The organism is Burkholderia savannae (assembly GCF_001524445.2).
GTDB lineage: Bacteria > Pseudomonadota > Gammaproteobacteria > Burkholderiales > Burkholderiaceae > Burkholderia > Burkholderia savannae.
In genome coordinates this window covers 415,264-437,154 of sequence record NZ_CP013417.1, presented here as the reverse complement: position 1 = coordinate 437,154, position 21,891 = coordinate 415,264, and the positions used below count along the sequence as shown (strand labels likewise).

The following is a 21,891-nucleotide window of genomic DNA, read 5'->3' as shown; positions in this document are numbered from 1 at the left end:
GCCGGCAGGACGCGAAGCGGACGAGCAAACGGACGAGGCTGCAAAGCTCGTCATTTTAGCAGATGCCCTCCGCGCGGGCCTTGTCGGAAACCGCCCGGCCGCGCGGTTTCTCGCGCGTCTTCCCACCCTCTATAATTCTCACCATCGGAACCGCCCCGCCAGCCGCGCCCGCCGCCTTGAGCTCCACCCTCCTCTTCCATCCGACCCCCGACGTCGCCTACGGCTTTCCGAACGCCCGGCGGCTCGCGCGCGTCGCGTCCGATCATCAGGCGATCGAGGTCTGGGAAACGGCGCTGCTCGGGCGCCTCTTCACGCTCGACGGCCGACCGATGACGTCGGTCGGCGACGAATTCGTGTACCACGAGTGCATGACGCATCCGGCCGCGCTCGCGCATCCGGCGCCGAGAAAAGCGCTCGTGCTGGGCGGCGGCGACGGCGGCGCCGCGCGCCAGTTGCTCAAGCATCCGTGCATTGAGCGGATCGTCGTCGCGGAGCTCGATCCGGCCGTAGTCGAGATGGCGCGCCGCTTTCTCGGCGACGTCCACCAGGGCGCGCTCGACGATCCGCGCGTCGAGCTCGTGATCGGCGACGCCGCACGCTTCGTCGATCACGCGTGCGAGCACTTCGACCTCGCCGTGTTCGACCTGACGCCGCCCGACTCGCCCGCCGCAAGCCTCTACACGCCCGAGTTCTACGCTCGCCTGAAGCGCATCCTGACGCCGCAAGGCGCGGTCTCGCTGCACCTCGGCTCGCCGCTCTTTCACGAGGCGCGCATCGTCTCGCTGCTCGCCGGGCTGCATGCGTGCTTCGCCGTGGTCGCGCCGCTTTGCGCGCACGTGCCGCTGTACGGCTCGCCGTGGCTGATGGCGATCGCGAGCGACGCGCTCGACGCGGCGTCGCTGTTCTCGCACGACGTCGACGAGCGGCTCGCCGTGCGGCGCATCGGCGGATTGCGCTTCTACGACGCGAAGCTGCATCCCGCGCTCTTCACGCTGCCGCGCACGCTGCGCGATACTCTCGGCATGCATCGCTAAGTTCGGCGAAGCATTCGCCTTTTCCCCGCAGGAGAACCCGCATGACCGACCCACGGCCGGCCGACGTGCCCTGGTTGACCCCTTACCTGACGGTGCGCAGCGCGCACGTGTCGATTCAGTTCTTTGGCGACGCATTCGGCTTCGAAAAGCGCGAGTTGATCGACGAAGACGGCGCGATCATGCACGTCGAGATGTCGTACCGCGGCCAGCTGATCGTGATGTTCGCGCCCGAGGGGGCGTTCGGCTCGACGGCCCGCACGCCGAGGAGCGCGGGCGCGATCGCGCCGCAGTCGTTCTATCTGTACGTCGACGACGTCGACGCGACCTATCGTCGCGCGCTCGACGCCGGCGCGAAATCGCTGAGCGCGCCGCAAGACCAGTTCTGGGGCGATCGCTTCGCGCAGATCGAGGATCTCGATGGTTATCGCTGGGCGCTCGCGCGGCGGATCGCGGCATGAGCGGCGGCGCCACGACCGCGGCGGTGCCGCGCTTCTTCGTCGACGCGGCGTTGCGGGCCGACGCCATGCTCCCGTTGCCGGCCGACGTCGCGCGGCACGCGCAGGTGCTGCGGCTGCAGCCGGGCGACGCGCTCGCGCTGTTCGACGGCACGGGCGGCCAGTACCACGCGCGCCTCGTCGAGATCGACAAGCGCGGCGCGCTCGCCCGGATCGACGCGTTCGAGCCGGCGGAAGCGGAGCCGCCGTACCACGTCACGCTCGCGCAGGGCATCGCCGGCGGCGACAAGATGGATTGGGTGATCGAAAAGGCGGTCGAGCTCGGCGTTTCGGCGGTCGCGCCGCTGTCGACCGCGCGCGGCGTGGTGAGGCTGTCGGGCGAGCGCGCGGACAAGCGCGTCTCCCACTGGCGCGGCGTCGTGCGCGCGTCGTGCGAGCAATGCGGCCGCAATCGCGTGCCGGACGTCGCGCCGGTGCGCGGCTTCGACGCATGGCTCGACGCGCTGCCGCCCGCGCCGGCCGACGGCGAGTTGCGTTTGCTGCTGTCGCCGCGCGCGAGCATGGCGTTCGCGTCGTTGCCCGAGGTGCCGCCCGCCGGCGGCGTCACGTTGCTGATCGGCCCGGAAGGCGGGCTGTCGCCCGACGAGGAACTGGCCGCGCGCGCACGCGGCTTCGCCGCGCTGTCGCTCGGCCCGCGCGTGCTGCGCACCGAGACGGCAGGCGCGGCGGTGCTCGCCGCGCTCGCGGCGCGCTGGGGCGGATGGTGACGCGCGGCCACCTGCCGACACGCGTCGGTCGACCGCGGGCGAAGGCGGGGCGACGGCCGCGATGACGGGGCCGAACGGCGCGTCGACCACCGGTCACCACAACCCACAGGGCGATCGGTCGCCCACCCCTATCGGTCCGTGCCGCGGATTTCCACCTTGCCCGTCACGCGCCGGCGCAGCGGCGCCTCGTCGATCATGAGAAATGATGCGCAATGAAAGGCCGCCGTCAGGCGAACGCGCGCCCGCTGCCCGCCTGCCGAGGCCGCAAACGCAAAAAGCCCGCGCGAAGGCGGGCTTTCCGGCGGGCCGTGCGGTCCGGAATTACGCGAAGGAGTAGAAGACGCGGAACGCGACCTTGCGCTCGGCCCAGAATTCCGCCGCTTCGCGGAACACGTCGAGCAGCGTCTCGCGCCCTTCCTTGTCGAACTTGTGCGCGATCGGCAGCGCCTCGAGCACGATCACGAAGCCGGGCTGCGCGCCCGCCTTGTGGACGAGGTCCGTCAGGCAGTCGTACAGCGCGTCGTAGTTTTTGCCGAAGTGCTTCGGAAACAGGAACGACGTCGCGATCGTCTCCAGCACTTCCTGCTTCGATTGGGCATTCCCGCAGTACGCATACAGGAAATGCTGGCCGAGCTGATTCGCTTCGTCGGCAAGATCCTGCACGCGGAATGCACGGATCGACTGCACGAGATTCGGTCGCACGGTCGCAAAAAGGCTCATAGGCTCCTCGATGGATGAAAGCCCGGGGCTGGCCGCGCCGTCAGGCGCGCCGCCGGCGTGCGCCGCCATGCGCATCTGCATGACGCGCTGGAACAGGTTGCCGTCGCCGGCCGCGAACAGATCCGCCGCAGCCGACATGTCGCGCGCGTAAATGTTGTCGCTCATGCCGCTCATCCCGAAGTCAATCAACGATACGTTTGAAACTGTTGTAGTGGTCGTCGGTGTAATAACAATTGTCGACGCGCCTCAAGGCACCGCCGCAAACGATGCGCCGCGCGCCGCGATTGCGGGCCCGCGGGGTCGGCACGGTGTACTCGTGGTAATAACCGCGCCGCATCTTCGGCAATATCCGTTCGAAATTGCCGAATACCGCGCCGTCTTTCTCGTACGGATAGGGGCCGCCCGCGGCGATCAGGCTCAGCGTGGTCACGGCTTCGCGCGGCAATCGGGATGCGGGGACCGTGTCGGTCTGCGCCGCCCCATTTACAGCGGCGGCTTCCCGTGCGTATGCGGCGGAAACCAGACTGCCCGGCGAAACGCCGATATTGCCCATCGCGACGATCGCGAAGACGGACGCGAGCGCGCCGTTGCGGAGCCACTTGCGTGCCATAAACGAGGGTTCCCGCTGTTAAATCAATAAGTTGACGACCAAGAAAGGCGTAAGCGTAGCGCTAATGCACGCGGGAATCAATGCTCGTTAGGGAAATGAAAGGACAGAATAGTCCTCGTCGGCACTATTTCTATCTTTTATAGGATGGAAATAGCTCCAATGAGGTAAAATTGCCTCGACGGCGTCAGCTGCGGCGGGTTTCTGCCTCCTCGCCGCCTCTTGCGGCCCAAGGGTGGCGTCGTCGGCTTCGGGAAGGCGCTTATCTCCGCCATGCCCGACGGCGCGCCCGCAATGGGCGCGCCGCTTTTTATCGGCCGCTAACTTCGTTCAACGCGCCGCGTTCACGTCGGCAACCAGCAGCGCCGTCATGTTGACGATCCGGCGCACGGTCGCCGATTCGGTCAGCACGTGCACAGGCTGTGCGGCACCGAGCAGGATCGGCCCGATCGCGATGTTGTTGCCCGCGGCCGTCTTCAGCAGGTTGTATGCGATGTTCGCCGCGTCGATGTTCGGCAGCACGAGCAGGTTCGCCTCGCCCTCGAGGGTCGATTCCGGCAGGATTTCCTTGCGCAGCGCCGCGTCGAGCGCGACGTCGCCGTGCATCTCGCCGTCGACGTGCAGCTGCGGCGCGCGTTCGTGCAGGATCGCGAGCGTATCGCGCATCTTCTGCGCGGAAGGCGCGTTGCTCGTGCCGAAGTTCGAGTGCGACAGCAGCGCGACCTTCGGCTCGATGCCGAAGCGGCGCACTTCCTCGGCCGCCATGATCGTGATCTCGGCGAGCTGCGCCGGGGTCGGATCGACGTTCACGTGCGTATCGACGAGGAAAATCTGGCGGCCCGGCAGCACGAGCGCGTTCATCGCGCCGTACACGCTGCAGCCTTGGCGCTTGCCGATCACCTGGTCGATGAAGTGCAGATGGCGGTGCGTCGTGCTGATCGTGCCGCAGATCATCCCGTCCGCCTCACCCTTCTTGACGAGCATCGAGCCGATCAGCGTCGTGCGGCGGCGCATCTCCACCCGCGCGAGCTGCTCGCTGATCCCCTTGCGGGCCATCATCTTGAAGTAGGTCTGCCAGAAATCGCGGTAGCGCTCGTCGTGTTCGGTGTTGACGATCGTGAAATCGACGCCCGGCGTGAGGCGCAGCCCGTAGCGCTGTATCCGGTGCTCGATCACGCCCGGCCGGCCGATCAGGATCGGTTTCGCGAGCTTCTCGTCGACGACGATCTGCACGGCGCGCAGCACGCGCTCTTCCTCGCCTTCCGCGAACACGACCCGCTTCTTCTCGGCGGGCGCGCCGCGCGCGATCTGGAACACCGGCTTCATCGTCGTGCCGCTGTGGTAGACGAACTGCTGCAGGTGAACCTTGTATGCGTCCATGTCCTCGATCGGGCGCGTCGCGACGCCGCCGTCCATCGCCGCCTGCGCGACGGCGGGCGCGATCTTCACGATGAGGCGCGGATCGAACGGCTTCGGAATCAGATATTCGGGGCCGAACGACAGATCCTGGATGCCGTACGCGGTCGCGACGATGTCGCTTTGCTCCTGCTGCGCGAGCTCGGCGATCGCGTTGACGGCGGCGACCTCCATCTCGCGGGTGATCGTCGTCGCGCCGACGTCGAGCGCGCCGCGGAAGATGAACGGGAAGCAAAGGACGTTGTTGACCTGGTTCGGGTAGTCGGTGCGGCCCGTCGCGAGCACGGCGTCCGGGCGCGCTTCGAGCGCGACTTCCGGCAGGATTTCCGGCGTCGGATTCGCGAGCGCGAGAATCAGCGGGCGTTCGCCCATCGTCTTCACCATGTCGGCCTTCAGCACGCCGGCCGCCGACAGGCCGAGGAAGATGTCCGCGCCGCCGATCACCTCCGACAGCGTGCGCGCGTCGGTTTCGCGCGCGAAACGCTCCTTGTCCGGGTCCATCAGCTCGGTGCGGCCCTTGTAGACGACGCCTGCCAGATCCGTGACCGTGATGTGCTCGAGCGGCAGGCCGAGATCGACGAGCAGGTCGAGGCACGCGAGCGCCGCGGCGCCCGCGCCCGACGCGACGAGCTTCACTTCCTTGATGCTCTTGCCGACGACCTTCAGCCCGTTCGTGACCGCCGCCGCGACGACGATCGCGGTGCCGTGCTGGTCGTCGTGGAACACCGGAATCTTCATCCGCTTGCGGCATTCGCGCTCGACGATGAAGCAGTCCGGCGCCTTGATGTCCTCGAGATTGATCCCGCCGAACGTCGGCTCGAGCGCGGCGATCACGTCGACGAGCTTGTGCGGATCGGACTCGTTGAGCTCGATGTCGAACACGTCGATCCCGGCGAACTTCTTGAACAGGACCGCCTTGCCCTCCATCACCGGCTTCGACGCGAGCGGGCCGATGTTGCCGAGCCCGAGCACCGCCGTGCCGTTCGTCACGACGCCGACCAAGTTGCTGCGCGCGGTGAAGCGCGCGGCGTTCAGCGGATTCTCGACGATCTCCTCGCACGCGAACGCGACGCCCGGCGAATACGCAAGCGCGAGATCGCGCTGGTTGATCATCTGTTTGGTCGGCGCGATCGCGACTTTGCCCGGTGTCGGGAATTCGTGGTAATCGAGAGCGGCTTCGCGGAGTTTTTCTTTGGACGAGGAGGAGGACGAGGTGGGCATGTGTCTCTACGGGGGGCTGCGGATTAGAATACCTGTTCGACGCATTGTAGCGCCAATCCCACACGTTAAATCGTCGTATTAGGGTTTGACAGCCGCGACCGAAACGCCATGAATCGGCCGCGCGCGGGCCGCCGCAGCGCCTGGCGCCCGCCCGAAGCGCCTTACAATGAGCGTCATCTCATTGCTCGGACATTCTCGCCCGTGGCCCAGACTCCCCTTTCGGAATTCTCGTTGATCGACCGCTTCTTCGCGCGCCGCGCGAAGGGGCCGCACGCGCGCGCCGCGCTCGGCATCGGCGACGATTGCGCGCTGCTTGCGCCACAACCGGGCAAGATGCTCGCGATTTCGACGGACATGCTGGTCGAGGGCCGGCACTTCCTCGCCGACGTCGATCCGCGCGCGCTGGGCCACAAGACGCTCGCCGTCAATTTGTCGGACCTCGCCGCGATGGGCGCCGCGCCGCGCGCGTTCACGCTCGCGTGCGCGCTGCCGCGCGCCGACGCCGACTGGCTCGACGCGTTCTCCGACGGCCTCTTCGCGCTCGCGGACCGCCATGGCTGCGAGCTGATCGGCGGCGACACGACGAGCGGCCCGCTCAATCTGTGCGTCACCGTGTTCGGCGACGTCGCCCCCGACGCGGCGCTGCGCCGCGACGCCGCGCGCGACGGCGACGACGTGTGGGTGTCCGGCACGCTCGGCGACGCGCGCGCCGGACTCGGCGTGATCCGCGGCGAATGGCGCGCGGGTGAGCACGAAGCGGCCGCGTTGCGCGCGGCGCTCGAGCGGCCGGAGCCGCGCGTCGCGCTCGGCATCGCGCTCGCGGGCATCGCGCACGCGGCGCTCGACGTGTCCGACGGCCTCGCGGGCGATCTTCCTCACATCCTCGCGCGCTCGAGCGTGCGCGCCGACGTGAACGTCGACGCGGTGCCGCGCTCGGCCGCGCTCGCGACGCTGCCCGCCGACGTGCAGCGCCGCTGCATGCTCGAGGGCGGCGACGACTACGAGCTGTGCTTCACGGCCGCGCCGTCCGCGCGCACCGCGATCGAGGCGGCCGGCGCGCGCGCGGGCGTGGCCGTCACGCGGATCGGTACAATACGCGGCTTGTCCGCGCCGACGGACGCGTGCGCCGTCACGTGGCGCGACGCGTCGGGCGCGCCGCTTTCGCTCACGCTGCACGGTTTCGATCATTTCCATGCCAACTGACCCGACGTCCCGTCCGGGCGACTCCGCCGGCCAGCCCGGCCCGGCGCCCTCAGCAGCCCCGTCTGCCGTGCCCTCGGCCGCGCCGCAGCAAGATTCGCAGGCGACCGCGCGCCGCCGCGCGACCGTGCGCTTCATGTTCTCGCACCCGGTGCATGTCGTCTCGCTCGGCTTCGGCAGCGGCCTCGCGCCGTTCATGCCCGGCACGTTCGGCACGCTGTTCGGCTGGCTCACGTTCGTCGCGCTGAACCGTTATCTCACGGTGCCCGAATGGTGGGCGCTCATCGTCGTCGGCTTCGTCGCCGGCATCTGGATGACGGGCTTCACCGCGAAGAAGATGGGCATCGCCGACCCGGGCCCCGCTGTCTGGGACGAGATCGTCGCGATCTGGCTCGTGATGCTGCTCGTCACGCCGGCGACGTTCGTCGAGCAATTGTGGGCGTTCGTCGTGTTCCGCTTCTTCGACATGGTGAAGCCGCCGCCCGTCCGCTACTTCGACCGGAATTTGAAAGGCGGCTTCGGCATCATGTTCGACGACCTGATCGCCGCGTTGATGACGCTCTTCGTGATCGCGCTGTGGCGCTCGTTCGTCCAGTGACGCGGCCCGATTCCCGCTCGCCCCCGTTCGCACCGGATCTTCCCGCATGCCAACCGATTCCGTCGTTCACCAGCTCGCGATCCGCGCCGGCAACAAGCTGCGCGACGAGCACCTGACGCTCGCCACCGCCGAGTCCTGCACGGGCGGCATGATCGCGACCGCGATCACCGACATCTCCGGCAGCAGCGGCTGGTTCGATCGCGGCTTCGTCACCTATTCGAATGCCGCGAAGATCGAGATGATCGGCGTGCCCGCCGATCTGATCGACAAGCACGGCGCGGTCAGCGAGCCCGTCGCGCACGCGATGGCCGAAGGCGCGCTGCGCAACAGCCGCGCGCAGGTCGCGCTCGCCGTCACCGGCATCGCCGGGCCGGGCGGCGGCTCCGAGCACAAACCCGTCGGCACCGTGTCGTTCGGCTGGAGCAACCGGCTGCACACGTCGGTCGAGACGCTGGTGTTCAAGGGCGACCGCGAGCAGATCCGCGTGCAGGCGGCCGCGCACGCGCTGCGCGGCCTCATCAAGCTGCTCGAGGAAGAGGAGCGCTGAAGCGCGCGACGGGCGGCGAACGGCTCGCATCGACGTCATCGAATCGGACACGCTACGGCGCGCGAAATGCGCGCGACGCGGCGGCGTCGAATGAAGCGCTCGAATGAACGGCGCAAATGAACTGCGCGAATGAGCGGCGGCGAACGACGCCCGGCACCGCGCCGGGCATCGTCGAGAGCGGCGGCGATGTTCAGCGATGCGCGTTGATCGCGTCACGGGTCTGCTCGGCGACGCGCGCGGCCGCGTCGGCGAAGTCGTCGTCGCGGCTCGCGTACAGAATCGCGCGCGACGAGTTGATCATCATGCCCGCTCCGTCGGCCGTGCGGCCCGCGGCGACGGTCGCGGCGACGTCCCCGCCCTGCGCGCCGATGCCGGGAATCAGAAGCGGCATGTCGCCGACGATCCCGCGCACGATCTCGATCTCCTTCGGAAACGTCGCGCCGACGACGAGCGCGAGCTGGCCCGTCTTCGCGTTCCACTTGTTCGCCGCAAGGTCGGCGACGACCTGATAGAGCGGCCGGCCGCCCGTCTGGAGGAACTGCAGGTCCGAGCCGCCCGGATTCGACGTGCGGCACAGCACGATCACGCCCTTGTCCTCGTACGCGAGATACGGCTCGATCGAATCGAAGCCCATGTACGGATTGACCGTGACCGCGTCCGCGCGATAGCGCTCGAACGCTTCGCGCGCGTACTGCTCGGCGGTGCTGCCGATGTCGCCGCGCTTCGCGTCGAGAATCACGGGCAGGCCGGGATGCTGCAAATGGATGTGCGCAATCAGCCGCTCGAGCTGATCCTCCGCGCGATGCGCGGAAAAGTATGCGATCTGCGGCTTGAACGCGCTCGCGTACGGCGCGGTCGCGTCGACGATCTCGCGGCAGAAATCGAAGATCGCATCGGGCTGATTCTCGAGGTGCGCGGGAAACTTCGTCGGCTCGGGATCGAGGCCGACGCACAGCAGCGAATTCGTGCGCCGCCAGGCGGCGCGCAGCGATTCGATGAAGGTAGGCGTGGAAGACATGGCGCTCACTCGCGGCTAAGCGGTTGGGAAGGCGCGTATTTTACCTGTGTCGCGCCGGGCGATCGCGCGGGCGGCGTCGTGGCGGGGCGGCGGCGGCGCGCAGGAACGCGGATGCGAATGCGCCGCGCGGCGCCTGCCTGGCGCGGATTCGTACGATCAAGCCGCGGCCGAATGCGCAGCGGCAGCTGGAATCGCGCCGGGCGCCGCGCGCCGAGCGCCGAGCGGTCGTGCCGGCTCCGAGCGCGGCGCGCGAACGCCGGCGCGAACCGCGAACCGATCGCGCGCACGCTTTTCGAGCCGCGCCGCGCCCACCGCGCTCCCCGCACGCGCGCGAACGGTCGCGCGCGCCGAGATCGGCCTTCGCTATCCGATCGAACCGCGCTTCGACTCGCGCGCGACGGGCGCCGCCCGCGCGTCGGTGCGCGCGACCGTGAAGCGGAAACGCCGCGTCAAACGCTCGCCCGGCGCGAGCAGCGTCATGCCGTGCGCGTCGGCGCCGCCCGGCAGGTTCACCGCGTCGATCGGATGATCGACCGGCTCGAAGCAGAAAAACGGTTCGCCGGGCGGCGTGTACAGCACGTAGCAATCGGCGTCGGCCGTGACCGTCAGCGCGAGCCGGCGCTGCGGCCACGCGATCGTCGCGCCGCCGCCCCAGCCGGTGAACGCATGATTGACGAGCGTGTCCGGCAACGGATACGCGATGCCGAAGCGCCACGCGGCCGGCGCGCCGACATGGCGCGACGGCAGCCAGTCGGGCGTCGACAGCCATAGCCCGCTCGCCGCGGCCGCGAGTTCGGTCGACGCGTCGCGCACGATGAACGGATGCACGCCGAGCCCGAACGGCAAGCGCATCGCGCCCGCGTTCTCGATCGCGAGCGCGATCGAGAGCGTCGCGCCGTCGAGCGCGTAGACGAGCGTCGCGCGATACGCATACGGCGCGCTTTGGCTGCGATCGAGCGACAGGCACACCTGCGTGTCGCTCGCATCGTCGAGCCGCCAGTGCGCGAGCCAGCCGTCGCCGTGAATCGGCAGCGGCTCCGTCGCACGGTTGCGCGGCACGCGCACGAGCCGCCCGTCGCACTCGAAGCGCCCGCCGCCGATCCGGTTCGAATACGGCAGCAGCGGATAGCACGCGAGCTCGTTCGGATCGGTGCGCGCGCCGGGCGCGTCGCAGCGGCGGAAGATCGGCGTGAGCGCCCCGTCGCCGCGCCAGTCGAAGCGCGTGACGCCGCCGCCCAGATGCGGCGCGACATCGAGCCGCAGCACGTCGTTCGCGAGCGTCGCGATCGCCGTCTCCGTGACGCCCGCGCCGCGCGCGATCTGCGACGTCTGCGGCCCCGGGCTCACCAGGTGCGCGGCGGCCGCGCGCCGCGCCGTGCGCGTCTGCAAGGTCTGCACCGCCTCGGCTGCCGAGGATCGGCGGTGGGTCGCCGTCATGTTTCGGTCCTCCTGCTTGCGTCGAGCTTCGTTATCCGAACGAATGCTATGCCCAGCCGCCGTCGACGACGACATCCTGCGCGGTGATCATCCGGCTGTCGTCCGCGGCGAGAAAAAGCGCCATCCGCGCGAGATCGCCGGGCAGCAGCTCGGCGTCGATGCACTGCCCCGCCTTGATCGCCTCACGGCCCGCGTCATCGAGCCACAAGCGGCGCTGCTTGTCGGTCATCACCCAGCCGGGCACGAGCGAATTCACGCGGATGCCGAACGGCCCGAGCTCGCGCGCGAGCGCGCGCGTGAGCCCCTGCACGGCGGCCTTCGCGGTCGCGTAGACCGGATAGCCCGCGTTCTTGAGCATCCAGCTGATCGAGCCGAGATTGACGATCGAGCCGCCGCCGAGCTCTTTCATGTCGTCGATCACCGCCTGCGCGGCGAAGAACTGATGGCGCAGGTTCACCGCGATGCTCGCGTCGAACGACGCGGGCGTCACGTCGACGATCGCATGGCGCGCGTCGTTCGCCGCGTTGTTGACGAGCACCGCGATCGGGCCGATGCGCGCGCGGATCGTGTCGATCGCGCCGCGCAGCGCCGCGATCTCGGTGAGATCGCACGCGATGAACACGGGCGCGTGCGCCGCGTCGGACAGCCGCGCGGCGAGCGCCTCGCCGGCTTCGGCGTCGAGATCGACGAACGCGACGCGCGCGCGCTGCCGCGCGAAATGCTCGACGAACGACGCGCCGATGCCCGTCGCGCCGCCCGTGACGAGCACGGTGCGGCCGGCGAGGCTCGGGTAGCGCGCGTAACGCTCGTCTTGCGCATCCTGCGCGCCGTTCGATTCGAAATGCGAAGAAATGTCGGTCATCAGACGTTCCCGAAAGGTCTCGAAAAAAGCGGCGCGCTCAATCGCGCGCGCCGCGATTCTTCAACTGGTCGAGCAGCACGGCGGCGAGCAGGATCGCGCCGCGCACGAGGTATTGATAGAACGCATCGATGTTGAGCAGGTTCATCACGTTCTCGACGGTGCCCATGATCAGCACGCCGATCACGACGCCCGAGATCGACGCGCGCCCGCCCGCGAGCGACACGCCCCCCAGCACGCACGCGGAGATCACGTTCAGCTCGAAGCCTTGCGCGGCGTTCGGCTGGCCCGACGTGATCCGCGACGCGAGGATCACGCCCGCGAGCGCGGTCACCGCGCCCTGGATCAGGAAGATGTAGACGCGCGTGCGCTCGACGTTGATCCCCGCGAGCCGCGACGCCTCCGGATTGCCGCCGATCGCGAGCGTGTTGCGGCCGTACACGGTCTGGTTGAGCAGCACGCCGAACACGACGAAACACACGAGCGTCACCCAGATCGGCAGCGACACGCCGAGGAACGACAGCCCGCCCAGCGCGATGAACGTCTCCGACGACACGCCCACCGCCTGCCCCTTCGACACGATGAAGCCGAGCCCGCGCACGATCTCCATCGTCGCGAGCGTCGTGATCAGCGCGTTGATCCGCAGATACGCGATCACCGCGCCGTTGACGAAGCCGATGACCGCGCCCGCCGCGACCGCCGCGCCGATCGCGACGAACGTGTTGTCGGTCGCGTTCAGCACCATCGCGCACAGCACGCCGGCGAACGCGACCGTCGAGCCGATCGACAGGTCGAAATCGCGCGACGCGAGGCAGAACATCATCGTGCACGCGACCATGCCGATCTGCGAGATCGACAGCGCGAGCCCGAGCATGTTGTCGATCGAGAAGAAATGATCGACGGTCAGCGACATCGCGACGAACATCGCCGCGAAGATCGCGACGAGGCTGTAATCGGCGACGTGCTGCCGCCAGCGTTGCCGGTCGTCGGCCGGCGCAACCGCCGCGTGCGCGGCGGCCTGGGGAAGATTCTCTCTCGCTTGCATGTCGTCTGCTCCTCTGCGGGGCGGCGCGGCCGCCCTCGTCTCCAATTCCTGAATCAGTCGTCGCGCGTATCGCGGGACCGTTGCGCTCCGATCGCGCGCGCGTCATGCTTCGCGCTTCGTGCGTCACTCGTCATGCGTCGTATATCGCGCGCCGTGCGTCATGCGGCGCGCGCGGTCGCGCCCTGAGGCAGCGCGAGATTCAGCACCGCCTCTTCGTTCGCCTCGTCGCGCGCGAGCTCGCCCGCGATCCGCCCCTCGCGCATCACGACGATGCGATCCGACACGCCGAGCACCTCCGGCAGCTCCGACGACACCATCACGATCGCGCAGCCGCGCTTCGCGAGCTCGTAGATCACGCCGTAGATCTCGTGCTTCGCGCCCACGTCGATGCCGCGCGTCGGCTCGTCGAGAATCACGACCTTCAGATCCGGCTCCGCGAGCCAGCGCGCGAGAATCGCCTTCTGCTGATTGCCGCCCGACAGGAAGCGGATCTTCTGCCGACGGTTAGGCGTCTTGATCTTCAAGAGCTTGATGAAGCGCTCGGCTGTCTGCGCCTCGCGCTTGCGATCGAGGAAGAGCCCCGCGCGCAGCGTATGACGGCGGCAGCTGATGTTGATGTTCTCCGCAACCGACGCATGCGCGACGATCCCCTCCTCCTTGCGATCCTCGGGGCACAGCACGATCCCGTGCCGGATCGCGTCGCCCGTCGAGCGGATGTCGAGCGGCTCGCCGTCGAGCGTGAGCGCGCCGCCCGTCCGGCGGTCCGCGCCGTAGATCACGCGCATCAGCTCGCTGCGCCCCGCGCCGACGAGCCCGAAGAAGCCGACGATCTCGCCCGCGCGTACGTCGAAGCTCGCGCCCGCTCGCAGCGCGTCGCCCTCGAGCGCGCGCGCCGACAAGCGCACGCCGCCGAGCGCGCGCGGCTCGTAGTGATAGATGTCGCTGATCTCGCGGCCGACCATCTGGCGCACGAGCGACTCGCGCGGCACATCGGCGAGCGACGCGTGCGACGCGACCTGGCGGCCGTCGCGAAAGATCGTGCATGCGTCGCAGAGCCGATAGATCTCGTCCATCCGGTGCGAGATGTAGATGAGCGCGCGGCCGTCGCGCCGCAAATCGTCGACGAGCGCGAAGAGCACCTCGGTTTCGCGGTGCGACAGCGAGCTCGTCGGCTCGTCGAGCGCGATCACGCGCGCGTTGCGCATGAGCGCCTTGCAGATCTCGACCATCTGCCGCTGCGCGATCGACAGCCGGCACAGCTTCGCCTGCGGATCGAGATCGACGCCCATCGCGGCGAGCCGCTCGCGTACGAAGCGCTGCGCGTCGCGCTTCCTGACCCAGCCGAGCACGTTCGGCAGCCGGCCGAGCAGCAGGTTCTCGGCGACCGTCAGATCAGGCACGTATTGCAGTTCCTGATGGATCACCGCGACGCCCGCCGCGATCGACGCAGCGGCGCTCGGAAAGCGCATCGCCCGCCCGTCGACGAGCACGCCGCCCGAATCGGGCTGATATTCGCCGCCGAGAATCTTGAGCAGCGTCGACTTGCCCGCGCCGTTCTCGCCCATCAGGCCGTGCACCTGCCCCGCGTGCACGTCGAACGAGATGCCGTCGAGCGCGCGCACGCCGGGAAAGACCTTGCCGATATTGTCAAAACGCAGTGCCGTAGCCACGTCGCCTCCGTCTACCGCCATCCGTATTGCCATTGCGTCGCCTCGCCCCATCGGACGCATCGCGCACATCGTTCGCCACGCTCGCCGCGAGCGCCGCGCAACGCGCGACGCCCGCTTCGCGCGCACGGCGCATGCCGCTCACTTCGCCGCGAGCCCCATCGTCTCGCGCACGTGGCCGACGTTCTCGCGCGTCGCGAGCATGCCCGTCGTCAGCGTGAGCGGCGGCGGCGCCTTGCCCTGCGTGATCCACGCGTACATCAGCGCCGACGTCTCCTCGCCGTGGCGTTTCGGGCTGATGATCACGGTGCCGAAAAAGCCCGTCGGCTGCGGCTTCTTGAATTCGCTGAGCGCCGAGTCGGAGCCGCCGATGCCGATGCCGATCATGTCGGCCGCCTTGAAGCCGCGCCCTTCTGCCGCGCGCACCGCGCCGAGCACCGCTTCGTCGTTGAGGCCGTACGCGACCCAGTGCTTGAACTGCGGATTCTTCGTGAGCGCAATGTTCGCCGCGTTGAACGCGTTCTCGGTGTCGGTCTTCGCCTGCGGCGCGGCGATCACGTTCGCCTTCGGAAAGCCCGCCGCGACGAGCGCATCGGTCGCGCCCGTCGTGCGGTCGTGCGCGGTCGGCAACTGTTCGTACGTGATGTCGATCGCGCCGACTTCGTTGATGTTCCAGCCGCGCTTCTTGATCTCGGCCGCGATCCCGCCGCCGACCTGCTTGCCGATGTCGTACGCGGAAATGCCCATGTGCGGGACCGATTCGATCGGCTTGCCCGCGCCGTCGACGAGGCGATCGTCGACGGTCATCATCTTCAGGCCGTGCGACTTCGCCTTCGCGACGATGCCCGGCCCGAGCTTCACGTCGGGCGTGCAGATGACGAAGCCCTGCGCCTTCTGCGCGGCGAGGTTGTCGATCGCGCTCATCACCTTCTCGCCGGACGGCGCGCCGATCTTCACGAGCGTGAAGCCCCGGCTCTTCGCGGCGATCTCGGCGAATTTCCATTCGTCCTGGAACCACGGCTCCTCGGGCTGCTTGACGAGGAAGCCGATCTTCACGGGCTCGGCCGCGTGCGCGGGCAGGCCCGCCGCCGCGACCGTCGCGGCGGCCGCCAGTGTGATGAACGTTCTGCGCTTCATGTTGCTTGTCTCCTTGTTGTCTCCGTCACCGGATACGTCGGCCGCTTCGTCGTCTCGACGCGGCGCGTGCGACCGTCGCGCGCCGCCTTCGCGCGTATGCGTCCACGAGTGGACGACCGCGCGAATGAATCAGTCGTGATACAGCACCGAACGCCCGCCGTCGATCGTGATGCAGCTCGCGTTGATGAACGGCGCTTCGTCCGACGCGAGAAACACCGCGGTCATCGCCACTTCGTCCGCGCGCCCGATCCGCTTCATCGGCTGCAGCGCGAGCGTCTCGCGCCGCGCGGCCTCGGGGTCGGGCTGCGCGCTCCACCAGTCGCGCGTCGCCTGCGTCTCGATGTAGCCGGGCGCGATCGCATTCACGCGCACGTTGCGCGGCGCGTATTCGATGCCGAGCGCGCGCGTGAGACCCAGCACGCCGTGCTTGGCGACCGGATACGGAAAGCAGCCCGGAATGATCTTGAACGCATGCGTCGACGCGATGTTCACGATGCTGCCGCGCCCGCGCTCGACCATGCCGGGCAGCGCCGCGCGACAGCCGTTCCAGACGCCGTCGAGATCGACCGCGAAACAACGCCGCCAGTCTTCGTCGGTGAGCGAAAGCGGATCGCGGAACACGTTGATGCCCGCGTTGTTGACGAGCACGTCGAGCGGGCCGAACGCGCGCTCCGTTTGCGCGAGCGCCGCCGCGACCGACTCGGCCTGCGCGACGTCCGTCGGCACGGCGAGCACGCGCGCATCGGCCACATCGCGCGCGATCGCGTCGACGGTCTCTTCGGCGAGCGCCGCGTCGAGCTCCGCGAGCGCGACGGCCGCGCCTTCCTGCACGAACGCGCGCGCGATCGCCGCGCCGATGCCGCGCCCCGCGCCCGTCACGAACGCGACCTTGCCCGCGAGCCGGTTCACCGCGCCGCTCCGTTGCGGGCGATCTGCCATCCCTTGACGAACGCCCGCGCGCGCGAGGCTGTGACGTCGGGCGTCTGTCCGGGCGCGTACAACGCGGAGCCGAGGCCGAAGCCGTTCGCGCCCGCCGCGAGATACGGCCCCATGTTCTCGGGCGTGATCCCGCCGACCGGCACGAGCGGCACGCGCGCATCGATCACCGCGCGCCACGCCTTCACGGCGACCTGGCCGAGCTGCTCGGCCGGAAACATCTTCAGCACGTCCGCGCCGTTCGCGAGCGCGGCGAACGCCTCGGTCGGCGTCGCGACGCCGGGCGCGCAGCCGATGCCGAGCGTCTTCGCGCGGCGCACGACGTCGCCGTCCGCATGCGGCATCACGATCAGCTCGCCACCGGCGCGCACGACATCGTCGACGTATTCGGCGCGCAACACCGTGCCCGCGCCGACGATCGCGTCGGCGGGCAGCGCGGCGCGCAACGCGGCGATGCCGTCGAACGGATCGGGCGAATTGAGCGGCACCTCGACGATGCGAAAGCCCGCTTCGTACAACGCGGCGCCGTGCGCCGCCGCGTCCGCGGGCGTGATCCCGCGCAGGATCGCGATCAGCGGACACGCGTCGAACGCGCGCATCAGGGCGCGATGCGGCGCATACGGCGCGGGAAAACGGAGTGCTTCGGCATCCATCGACATCTCATCTCCTCCAGCAGCTTCGCGTCGAAACGTGCTGCGTCTATTGCGACGTGCAGACGGCGTCGCCCGCCGCGCCGACGAGCCCGGCCAGCGTCGCGATGCGCCACAGGCCGCGCTCGGACGCACGCTCGACGATGCGCGCCTCGCCGCAGTCGAATTCGGCCAGCGCGCGGCGATAGCGATCGCACAATGCGCCGTCGCCGACGAGGCGCGGAGCGAGCGCGGCAAGCGATGCGCCGTGGCCGTCGAGCAGCGCGTCGAGCGCGTTCAGCTCGTGACCGATCAGCAGTCCGGACAAATAATCGCCCTGCGCTTGCGGCGCGAGCTGCCCGGTCAGGCCGAGCGTGCGCGTGCTGAACAAGGTCGCGAGCAATCCCTCGCCGCGCTTGCGGCGCGCGATCCGCACGCCATGCGCGAACGCGGGCCAATCGGGCGCGTCGCTCGGCTGCATCGTGCGGCCGAGAATCGTGTGCCCGCGCAGCGCGGCGTACAGCTCGCCCGTCATGTACGTGCGAAACCACTCGATGCGGCCGTCGCGCACCCACGCCCATTTCGCGTGCGTGCCGGGCAGCGCGATCAGCACGCCCGCTCGCTCGTGCGCGAGCGACGGCTCGGCCGCGAGCGCGCCGACGATCTGCGTCTCCTCGCCGCGCATCACGTCCGGCAACTCGCCCGGCTCGAGCGCGCCCGGCACGATCGCGAGCGACGAGCCGCGCGCGGTGCGAAGCCGCACGAGATTCGATGCGAACACGTCGGCGTCGGCCGGCATCGTCACGTACGGCGCTTCGCGCCAGCCCTGCGCGCTGCCGACCATGCCGGCCGCGAGCGCGGGCACGTGCGGCGCGCGATCGAGCCATGCGCCGCACGCGCGCTCGAACGCCGCGTCGAATGCCTGCGACGACGATGCGCCCTGCGCATCGGGCAAGCTCATCACGCCGGCGGCAAGCGCGCGCGTGTCGAGCACCGAGCCGTCGGCGGCGAACAGGTACGCGCGCAGCGACGTCGTGCCCCAGTCGAGCCCGATCAGCGCGGGCGCCGCCGCGTGCGCCATCATCGCTTGATCCTGCGCGTCGCCTGCGGCGCGCTCCAGCCGAGATCGGCCGAAATCGCACGCGCGCCGCGCTGCACGAGCGGCACGAGCTCGTTCATGCGGTCGAGCGACATGTACGGAATCGTGCTCGCCACCGACAGCGCGGCGACGATCGCGCCCGACGCGTCTCGCACCGGCGCGGCGACACAGCGAATCGACGTTTCGTTCTCCTCGAGATCGAACGTGTAGCCGCCCGCCGCGTAGTGCGCCATCCGCTGCAGGAACGTGCCGACGTCGGGGCGGCGATCCGGCTTGAAGTTCACGCCCGCGAGCGCGCGCTTGGACGCCTCGAACAGCGAGCGCCACGTGTCGGGATCGAGGTCGAGCATCATCGCCTTGCCGATTCCCGTCGACGCGAGCGGCATCCGGTGGCCGATCCGCGAGCGCATCTCGAGGCCGCGCGTGCCGGGAATCTTGTCGATGTAGAGCACGTCGTCGCCGTCGCGCACGCCGAGGTGAATCGTGTCGAGCGTCGCTTGCGCGAGCGCCTCGAGATGCGCCCGCGCAACCGCCGTGAGCGGCATCTGCTCGAGCGCGATCGTGCCGAGCTCGATCAGCTTCGGACCGAGCAGATAGCCGCCTTGCACCTGGCGCAGATAGCGCGCCTGCACGAGGCTGCTGACGAGGCGGTGCGTCGTGCTGCGCGTCGTGCCGAGCGCGGCGCCGATCGCGCGCATGTCGCGCGCGCCGCCCGCGACCGCCTCGAGAATCGCGAGCCCGCGCAGCAGCGTCTGCGTGCCCGCCTGCTGCGCGGCGAGATCGAGCGGCGTGCTCGTCGCGCCGATGCTGTCGGCGAGCGCCGCGTCGGACATGTCGGTATGGACGGCTGTCGCGCCGTTCAAAGCAAGCGTCATGGGCGTCTTGTTCATGGTGCGATGAACTCCGGCAATTCAGACGCGCGAGCCGCGATTTCGCGGCGGCCGCACATCTGCCGAAGCATTTCGATGTGCTTCGGATTGTAGGGGGGCCTGCAGCAAGCTCCAATATCTGAATGAAGCTCTCATATATTGGGAATCCAGATCATACCCGCGAGACGGCCGCGCGCATGAACGCGCATGAAAAAAACGGGCTGAGCCGAATGCCCGGCTGAGCCCGTTCGATGCGCACCCCGCGCTCCTCGTGGGGTAGACGATGCGCGGCGCGCTTACTGCTGCGTCGCGCTCTGCGATTGGATGTAGCGCTGCACGTCGGAGAACGACACGCGCCCCGTGTGGTTCGCGTCGATCTGCTTGAAGTTCTTCGCGACGTAGCCGAGGCCCGCCGCCTTCGCCTGCGCTTCGGTCAGGCCCGTATTGTCGGCGTCGGCCGCTGCGAACTGGCGCTGCAGCTTGCGCACGACCTGCGCGTGCAGCGCGGCGCCCGACGTCTGCGTGCCGGCCGTCGGCTTGCGCGCGGCGGGCGGTACGTACGGATCGCCGAGTTGCGCCTGCGCGCGGCGATCGGGTTGCGCGCCGCTCGCCGCCTGCTGCGCGAGCGCCGCTTGCATGAAGAGCGCGAGGCCTGCGGCGGCGAGCGCCGACCAGGCAAATGCCGAATGGATTTTCATGTCAGCTCCGATGAGAAATGGGGTCGTCATGGCTCGTCGCGCGCCGCGCATCATGCGCGCGGCGCGACCAGCGGTTCAGCATCGTTCGACGTCACCGCGCGACGGGCGTCGCGGCATAGAACGTCGCCAGATCGGCTTTCTCCCGCGGCCGCGACGTATCGTCCAGATAGACCATGTGTCCGCCCTGGTAATCCTTGATCGTCAGGTTGGGCTGCGCGCCGAGACGGGCGAGATCGAGCTCCGTCTGATAGAACGGCGTCGCGATGTCGTGATAACCGTTCAGCGACAGCACCTTCAGCGCAGGATTGAGCGTGAGCGCCGTGGCCAGATCCGGGATCGTGTCGGGCAGATCGAGACCGTCGTGGCTCCAATCCCACGTATTGATCGCGTTGCTCTCCACAGCATAGGCCGACTTCGCCGAGTACTTCAGCACGTTCGGCAAATAGGTGCCGATCGTGTCGGTGAACGGCTTCGTGATGAAGCTGCTCGACGGATCGCCGTCCGCGGCGAGCGGGCTGTTCGTCGGCACGTTCACGCGCGCGTCGTAGCGGCCGATCAGCGTGCCCGGGATCAGCGCGAGCTGATAGCTGTTGTCGTACGTGGTCGGCAGCAGGTTGAAGTTCGCGCGCCAGAGCGACGCGGCGGCGCCCGTCGAATTCGACATCGTCGTCACGAGGCTCTGCGGCGGCTGCGTGTTGCTCGCGAGATACGCATCCACGGCTGGCGCATAGGTGCCCGCCGTCAGCAGGCGCATCTGGTCCGCGTATTGCGGCAGATTCGACGGGTTCGGATTGTCGAGCCGGTAGTACGCGCCGACCGTGCCGTAGCTCGGCACGAAGCCCGCGCAGCTCACCGCGCTCGATCCGTTGTTCGAATTGCCGACGGAGTTGCTCGCCATGTCGCAATTGCTGTTGTAGTTGAGAATCGACGACTGCAGCACGATCCCGTCGAGCTTCACGCCCGCCGTCTCGAGCAGGTTCGCGAGCACGTCGGTGCGCGGCGTGCCGTACGATTCGCCGAACAGGTACTTCGGCGAATCGTTGCGCCGATTCACCTGCAGATAGCGGGTCACGAAATCGCGAAATGCTCCGCCGTCCTGATCGACGCCCCAGAACGTCTGGTTCGTGTTCGGCGCGATCGCTTCCGAGAAGCCGGTGCCGATCGCGTCGACGAACACGAGATCGGTCGTGTCGAGGAGCGTTTCCTGGTTGTCGACGAACGGGAACGGCGTCGGGCTGTTCGCGTTCGGATCGCCGGTCACGAGGCGCTTCGGACCGAACGAGCCGAGGTGCAGCCAGACCGTCGACGAACCCGGGCCGCCGTTGTAGAAGAACGTGACGGGACGCTTGCCGAGCGGCTGGTTGTCCGCCGTGTACGCGACGTAGAAGAACGATGCTTCGGCGGCGCCCGTCTGTGGGTTGCGGGCGCTCAGGTGGCCGGCAGTCGCCGTGTAGTTGATCGTCTTGCCGTTCACCGTGATCTGGTGATGCGTGATCGCGGCGTTCTCGGTCGCGGCGGAAGGCGACAGCGATGCGCTCCCGCTCGACGAATAGCGGTTGGGATCTTGGTAGGGCTTGTCCGCGCCGGAGGAAGAGCCGGTATTGCTCGAACTGTCGGCGTTCGCGGCGACGCTCGCAGCGGGGCCTCCGTCATCCCCGTTGCACGCTGCGAGGAGCAGCGAAGAGAATACCGCGGCTAATAACAGCTTCGTTTTACGTGCTGGCATAGTCGTCTTCCTTCTCTCGTGTTGTTTTCCAGAGCGGCCGGATAGGCGCCCCCACCTTGCTCGATCGGCCCGATAAGCCAAGGCGTCGGCCAATATACGCGACAAGCTTCGATTTGAAAAATAGCGAAACATTTGAAAGAAATCAGGCTTACTTTATTCTTTCGAACTCGAATTTCGATTTGAACGGAATCGATATGAAATCGGGC

21 protein-coding genes are annotated in these 21,891 nt (G+C 68.6%); 6 read left to right on the top strand and 15 right to left on the bottom strand.

Features of this window, described 5'->3' with window-relative positions:
• Positions 1-176: 176 nt before the first annotated feature.
• From speE to WS78_RS02335, 3 genes are read left to right on the top strand one after another with little or no spacing between them, the layout of a single operon-like run.
• Positions 177-1,034, top strand: a complete 858-nt coding sequence (speE, locus tag WS78_RS02345) for a polyamine aminopropyltransferase (RefSeq protein ID WP_038754287.1) — start codon at positions 177-179, stop codon at positions 1,032-1,034.
• A gap of 41 nt (positions 1,035-1,075) precedes the next feature.
• Positions 1,076-1,492, top strand: coding sequence for a VOC family protein (locus WS78_RS02340; RefSeq protein ID WP_038754290.1), 417 nt, complete (start codon positions 1,076-1,078; stop codon positions 1,490-1,492).
• A complete protein-coding gene (locus WS78_RS02335; protein WP_059583330.1) occupies positions 1,489-2,256 on the top strand; it encodes a 16S rRNA (uracil(1498)-N(3))-methyltransferase in 768 nt (255 codons plus the stop codon). Before WS78_RS02340 ends, WS78_RS02335 begins: the two co-directional genes overlap by 4 nt.
• A gap of 321 nt (positions 2,257-2,577) precedes the next feature.
• On the opposite strand, the gene WS78_RS02330 is transcribed toward WS78_RS02335, so the two are convergent.
• The 3 genes from WS78_RS02330 to WS78_RS02320 all read right to left on the bottom strand — a co-directional run bounded on the left by WS78_RS02330 (position 2,578) and on the right by WS78_RS02320 (position 6,220).
• A complete protein-coding gene (locus tag WS78_RS02330) occupies positions 2,578-3,141 on the bottom strand; it encodes a barstar family protein (RefSeq protein WP_038754531.1) in 564 nt (187 codons plus the stop codon).
• Positions 3,142-3,157: 16 nt separating this feature from the next.
• The gene (locus tag WS78_RS02325) at positions 3,158-3,586 is read right to left on the bottom strand and encodes a ribonuclease (protein ID WP_038754296.1); all 429 of its coding nucleotides are present in this window, start codon (positions 3,584-3,586) and stop codon (positions 3,158-3,160) included.
• 327 nt (positions 3,587-3,913) lie between these two features.
• Positions 3,914-6,220, bottom strand: coding sequence for an NADP-dependent malic enzyme (locus WS78_RS02320; protein WP_059583327.1), 2,307 nt, complete (start codon positions 6,218-6,220; stop codon positions 3,914-3,916).
• A 201-nt stretch (positions 6,221-6,421) separates the two neighbouring features.
• Between WS78_RS02320 and thiL the strand changes: the two genes are divergently transcribed.
• From thiL to WS78_RS02305, 3 genes are read left to right on the top strand one after another with little or no spacing between them, the layout of a single operon-like run.
• Positions 6,422-7,423 (top strand): thiamine-phosphate kinase, encoded by a 1,002-nt coding sequence (gene thiL, locus WS78_RS02315; RefSeq protein WP_038754534.1) that lies wholly within the window; start codon positions 6,422-6,424, stop codon positions 7,421-7,423.
• Positions 7,413-8,018 (top strand): phosphatidylglycerophosphatase A family protein, encoded by a 606-nt coding sequence (locus WS78_RS02310; protein WP_038754301.1) that lies wholly within the window; start codon positions 7,413-7,415, stop codon positions 8,016-8,018. The genes thiL and WS78_RS02310 overlap by 11 nt, the downstream gene beginning before the upstream one ends.
• Positions 8,019-8,064: 46 nt before the next feature.
• A complete protein-coding gene (locus WS78_RS02305; RefSeq protein ID WP_038754303.1) occupies positions 8,065-8,565 on the top strand; it encodes a CinA family protein in 501 nt (166 codons plus the stop codon).
• Between the two features lie 190 nt (positions 8,566-8,755).
• On the opposite strand, the gene pyrF is transcribed toward WS78_RS02305, so the two are convergent.
• The 12 genes from pyrF to WS78_RS02240 all read right to left on the bottom strand — a co-directional run bounded on the left by pyrF (position 8,756) and on the right by WS78_RS02240 (position 21,685).
• On the bottom strand, positions 8,756-9,583 hold the full coding sequence (gene pyrF / locus WS78_RS02300) for an orotidine-5'-phosphate decarboxylase (RefSeq protein ID WP_059583324.1): 828 nt from the start codon (positions 9,581-9,583) through the stop codon (positions 8,756-8,758).
• A 363-nt stretch (positions 9,584-9,946) separates the two neighbouring features.
• Positions 9,947-11,020 (bottom strand): aldose 1-epimerase, encoded by a 1,074-nt coding sequence (locus WS78_RS02290; protein ID WP_038754311.1) that lies wholly within the window; start codon positions 11,018-11,020, stop codon positions 9,947-9,949.
• Positions 11,021-11,066: 46 nt separating this feature from the next.
• Positions 11,067-11,882, bottom strand: a complete 816-nt coding sequence (locus WS78_RS02285; protein ID WP_059583322.1) for an SDR family NAD(P)-dependent oxidoreductase — start codon at positions 11,880-11,882, stop codon at positions 11,067-11,069.
• A gap of 37 nt (positions 11,883-11,919) precedes the next feature.
• Complete coding sequence (araH, locus tag WS78_RS02280) at positions 11,920-12,924, bottom strand: L-arabinose ABC transporter permease AraH (RefSeq protein ID WP_038754317.1); 1,005 nt, start codon at positions 12,922-12,924, stop codon at positions 11,920-11,922.
• Between the two features lie 158 nt (positions 12,925-13,082).
• A complete protein-coding gene (gene araG / locus WS78_RS02275; protein ID WP_059583642.1) occupies positions 13,083-14,594 on the bottom strand; it encodes an L-arabinose ABC transporter ATP-binding protein AraG in 1,512 nt (503 codons plus the stop codon).
• 138 nt (positions 14,595-14,732) lie between these two features.
• Positions 14,733-15,728 carry an arabinose ABC transporter substrate-binding protein gene (locus WS78_RS02270; RefSeq protein WP_038754320.1) on the bottom strand — a complete coding sequence of 332 codons (996 nt, stop codon included), beginning with the start codon at positions 15,726-15,728 and terminating at the stop codon, positions 14,733-14,735.
• Positions 15,729-15,857: 129 nt separating this feature from the next.
• Positions 15,858-16,637 carry an SDR family oxidoreductase gene (locus WS78_RS02265; RefSeq protein ID WP_059583639.1) on the bottom strand — a complete coding sequence of 260 codons (780 nt, stop codon included), beginning with the start codon at positions 16,635-16,637 and terminating at the stop codon, positions 15,858-15,860.
• A complete protein-coding gene (locus WS78_RS02260; RefSeq protein ID WP_161788709.1) occupies positions 16,634-17,323 on the bottom strand; it encodes a 2-dehydro-3-deoxy-6-phosphogalactonate aldolase in 690 nt (229 codons plus the stop codon). Before WS78_RS02260 ends, WS78_RS02265 begins: the two co-directional genes overlap by 4 nt.
• Before the next feature lie 40 nt (positions 17,324-17,363).
• The gene (locus WS78_RS02255) at positions 17,364-18,377 is read right to left on the bottom strand and encodes a 2-dehydro-3-deoxygalactonokinase (protein WP_059583319.1); all 1,014 of its coding nucleotides are present in this window, start codon (positions 18,375-18,377) and stop codon (positions 17,364-17,366) included.
• Positions 18,374-19,282, bottom strand: coding sequence for an IclR family transcriptional regulator (locus WS78_RS02250; RefSeq protein ID WP_059583316.1), 909 nt, complete (start codon positions 19,280-19,282; stop codon positions 18,374-18,376). Before WS78_RS02250 ends, WS78_RS02255 begins: the two co-directional genes overlap by 4 nt.
• 275 nt (positions 19,283-19,557) lie before the next feature.
• Positions 19,558-19,959, bottom strand: coding sequence for an EF-hand domain-containing protein (locus WS78_RS02245; RefSeq protein ID WP_059583313.1), 402 nt, complete (start codon positions 19,957-19,959; stop codon positions 19,558-19,560).
• A 91-nt stretch (positions 19,960-20,050) separates the two neighbouring features.
• The gene (locus WS78_RS02240) at positions 20,051-21,685 is read right to left on the bottom strand and encodes a S10 family peptidase (RefSeq protein WP_059583311.1); all 1,635 of its coding nucleotides are present in this window, start codon (positions 21,683-21,685) and stop codon (positions 20,051-20,053) included.
• Between the last annotated feature and the right edge of the window lie 206 nt (positions 21,686-21,891).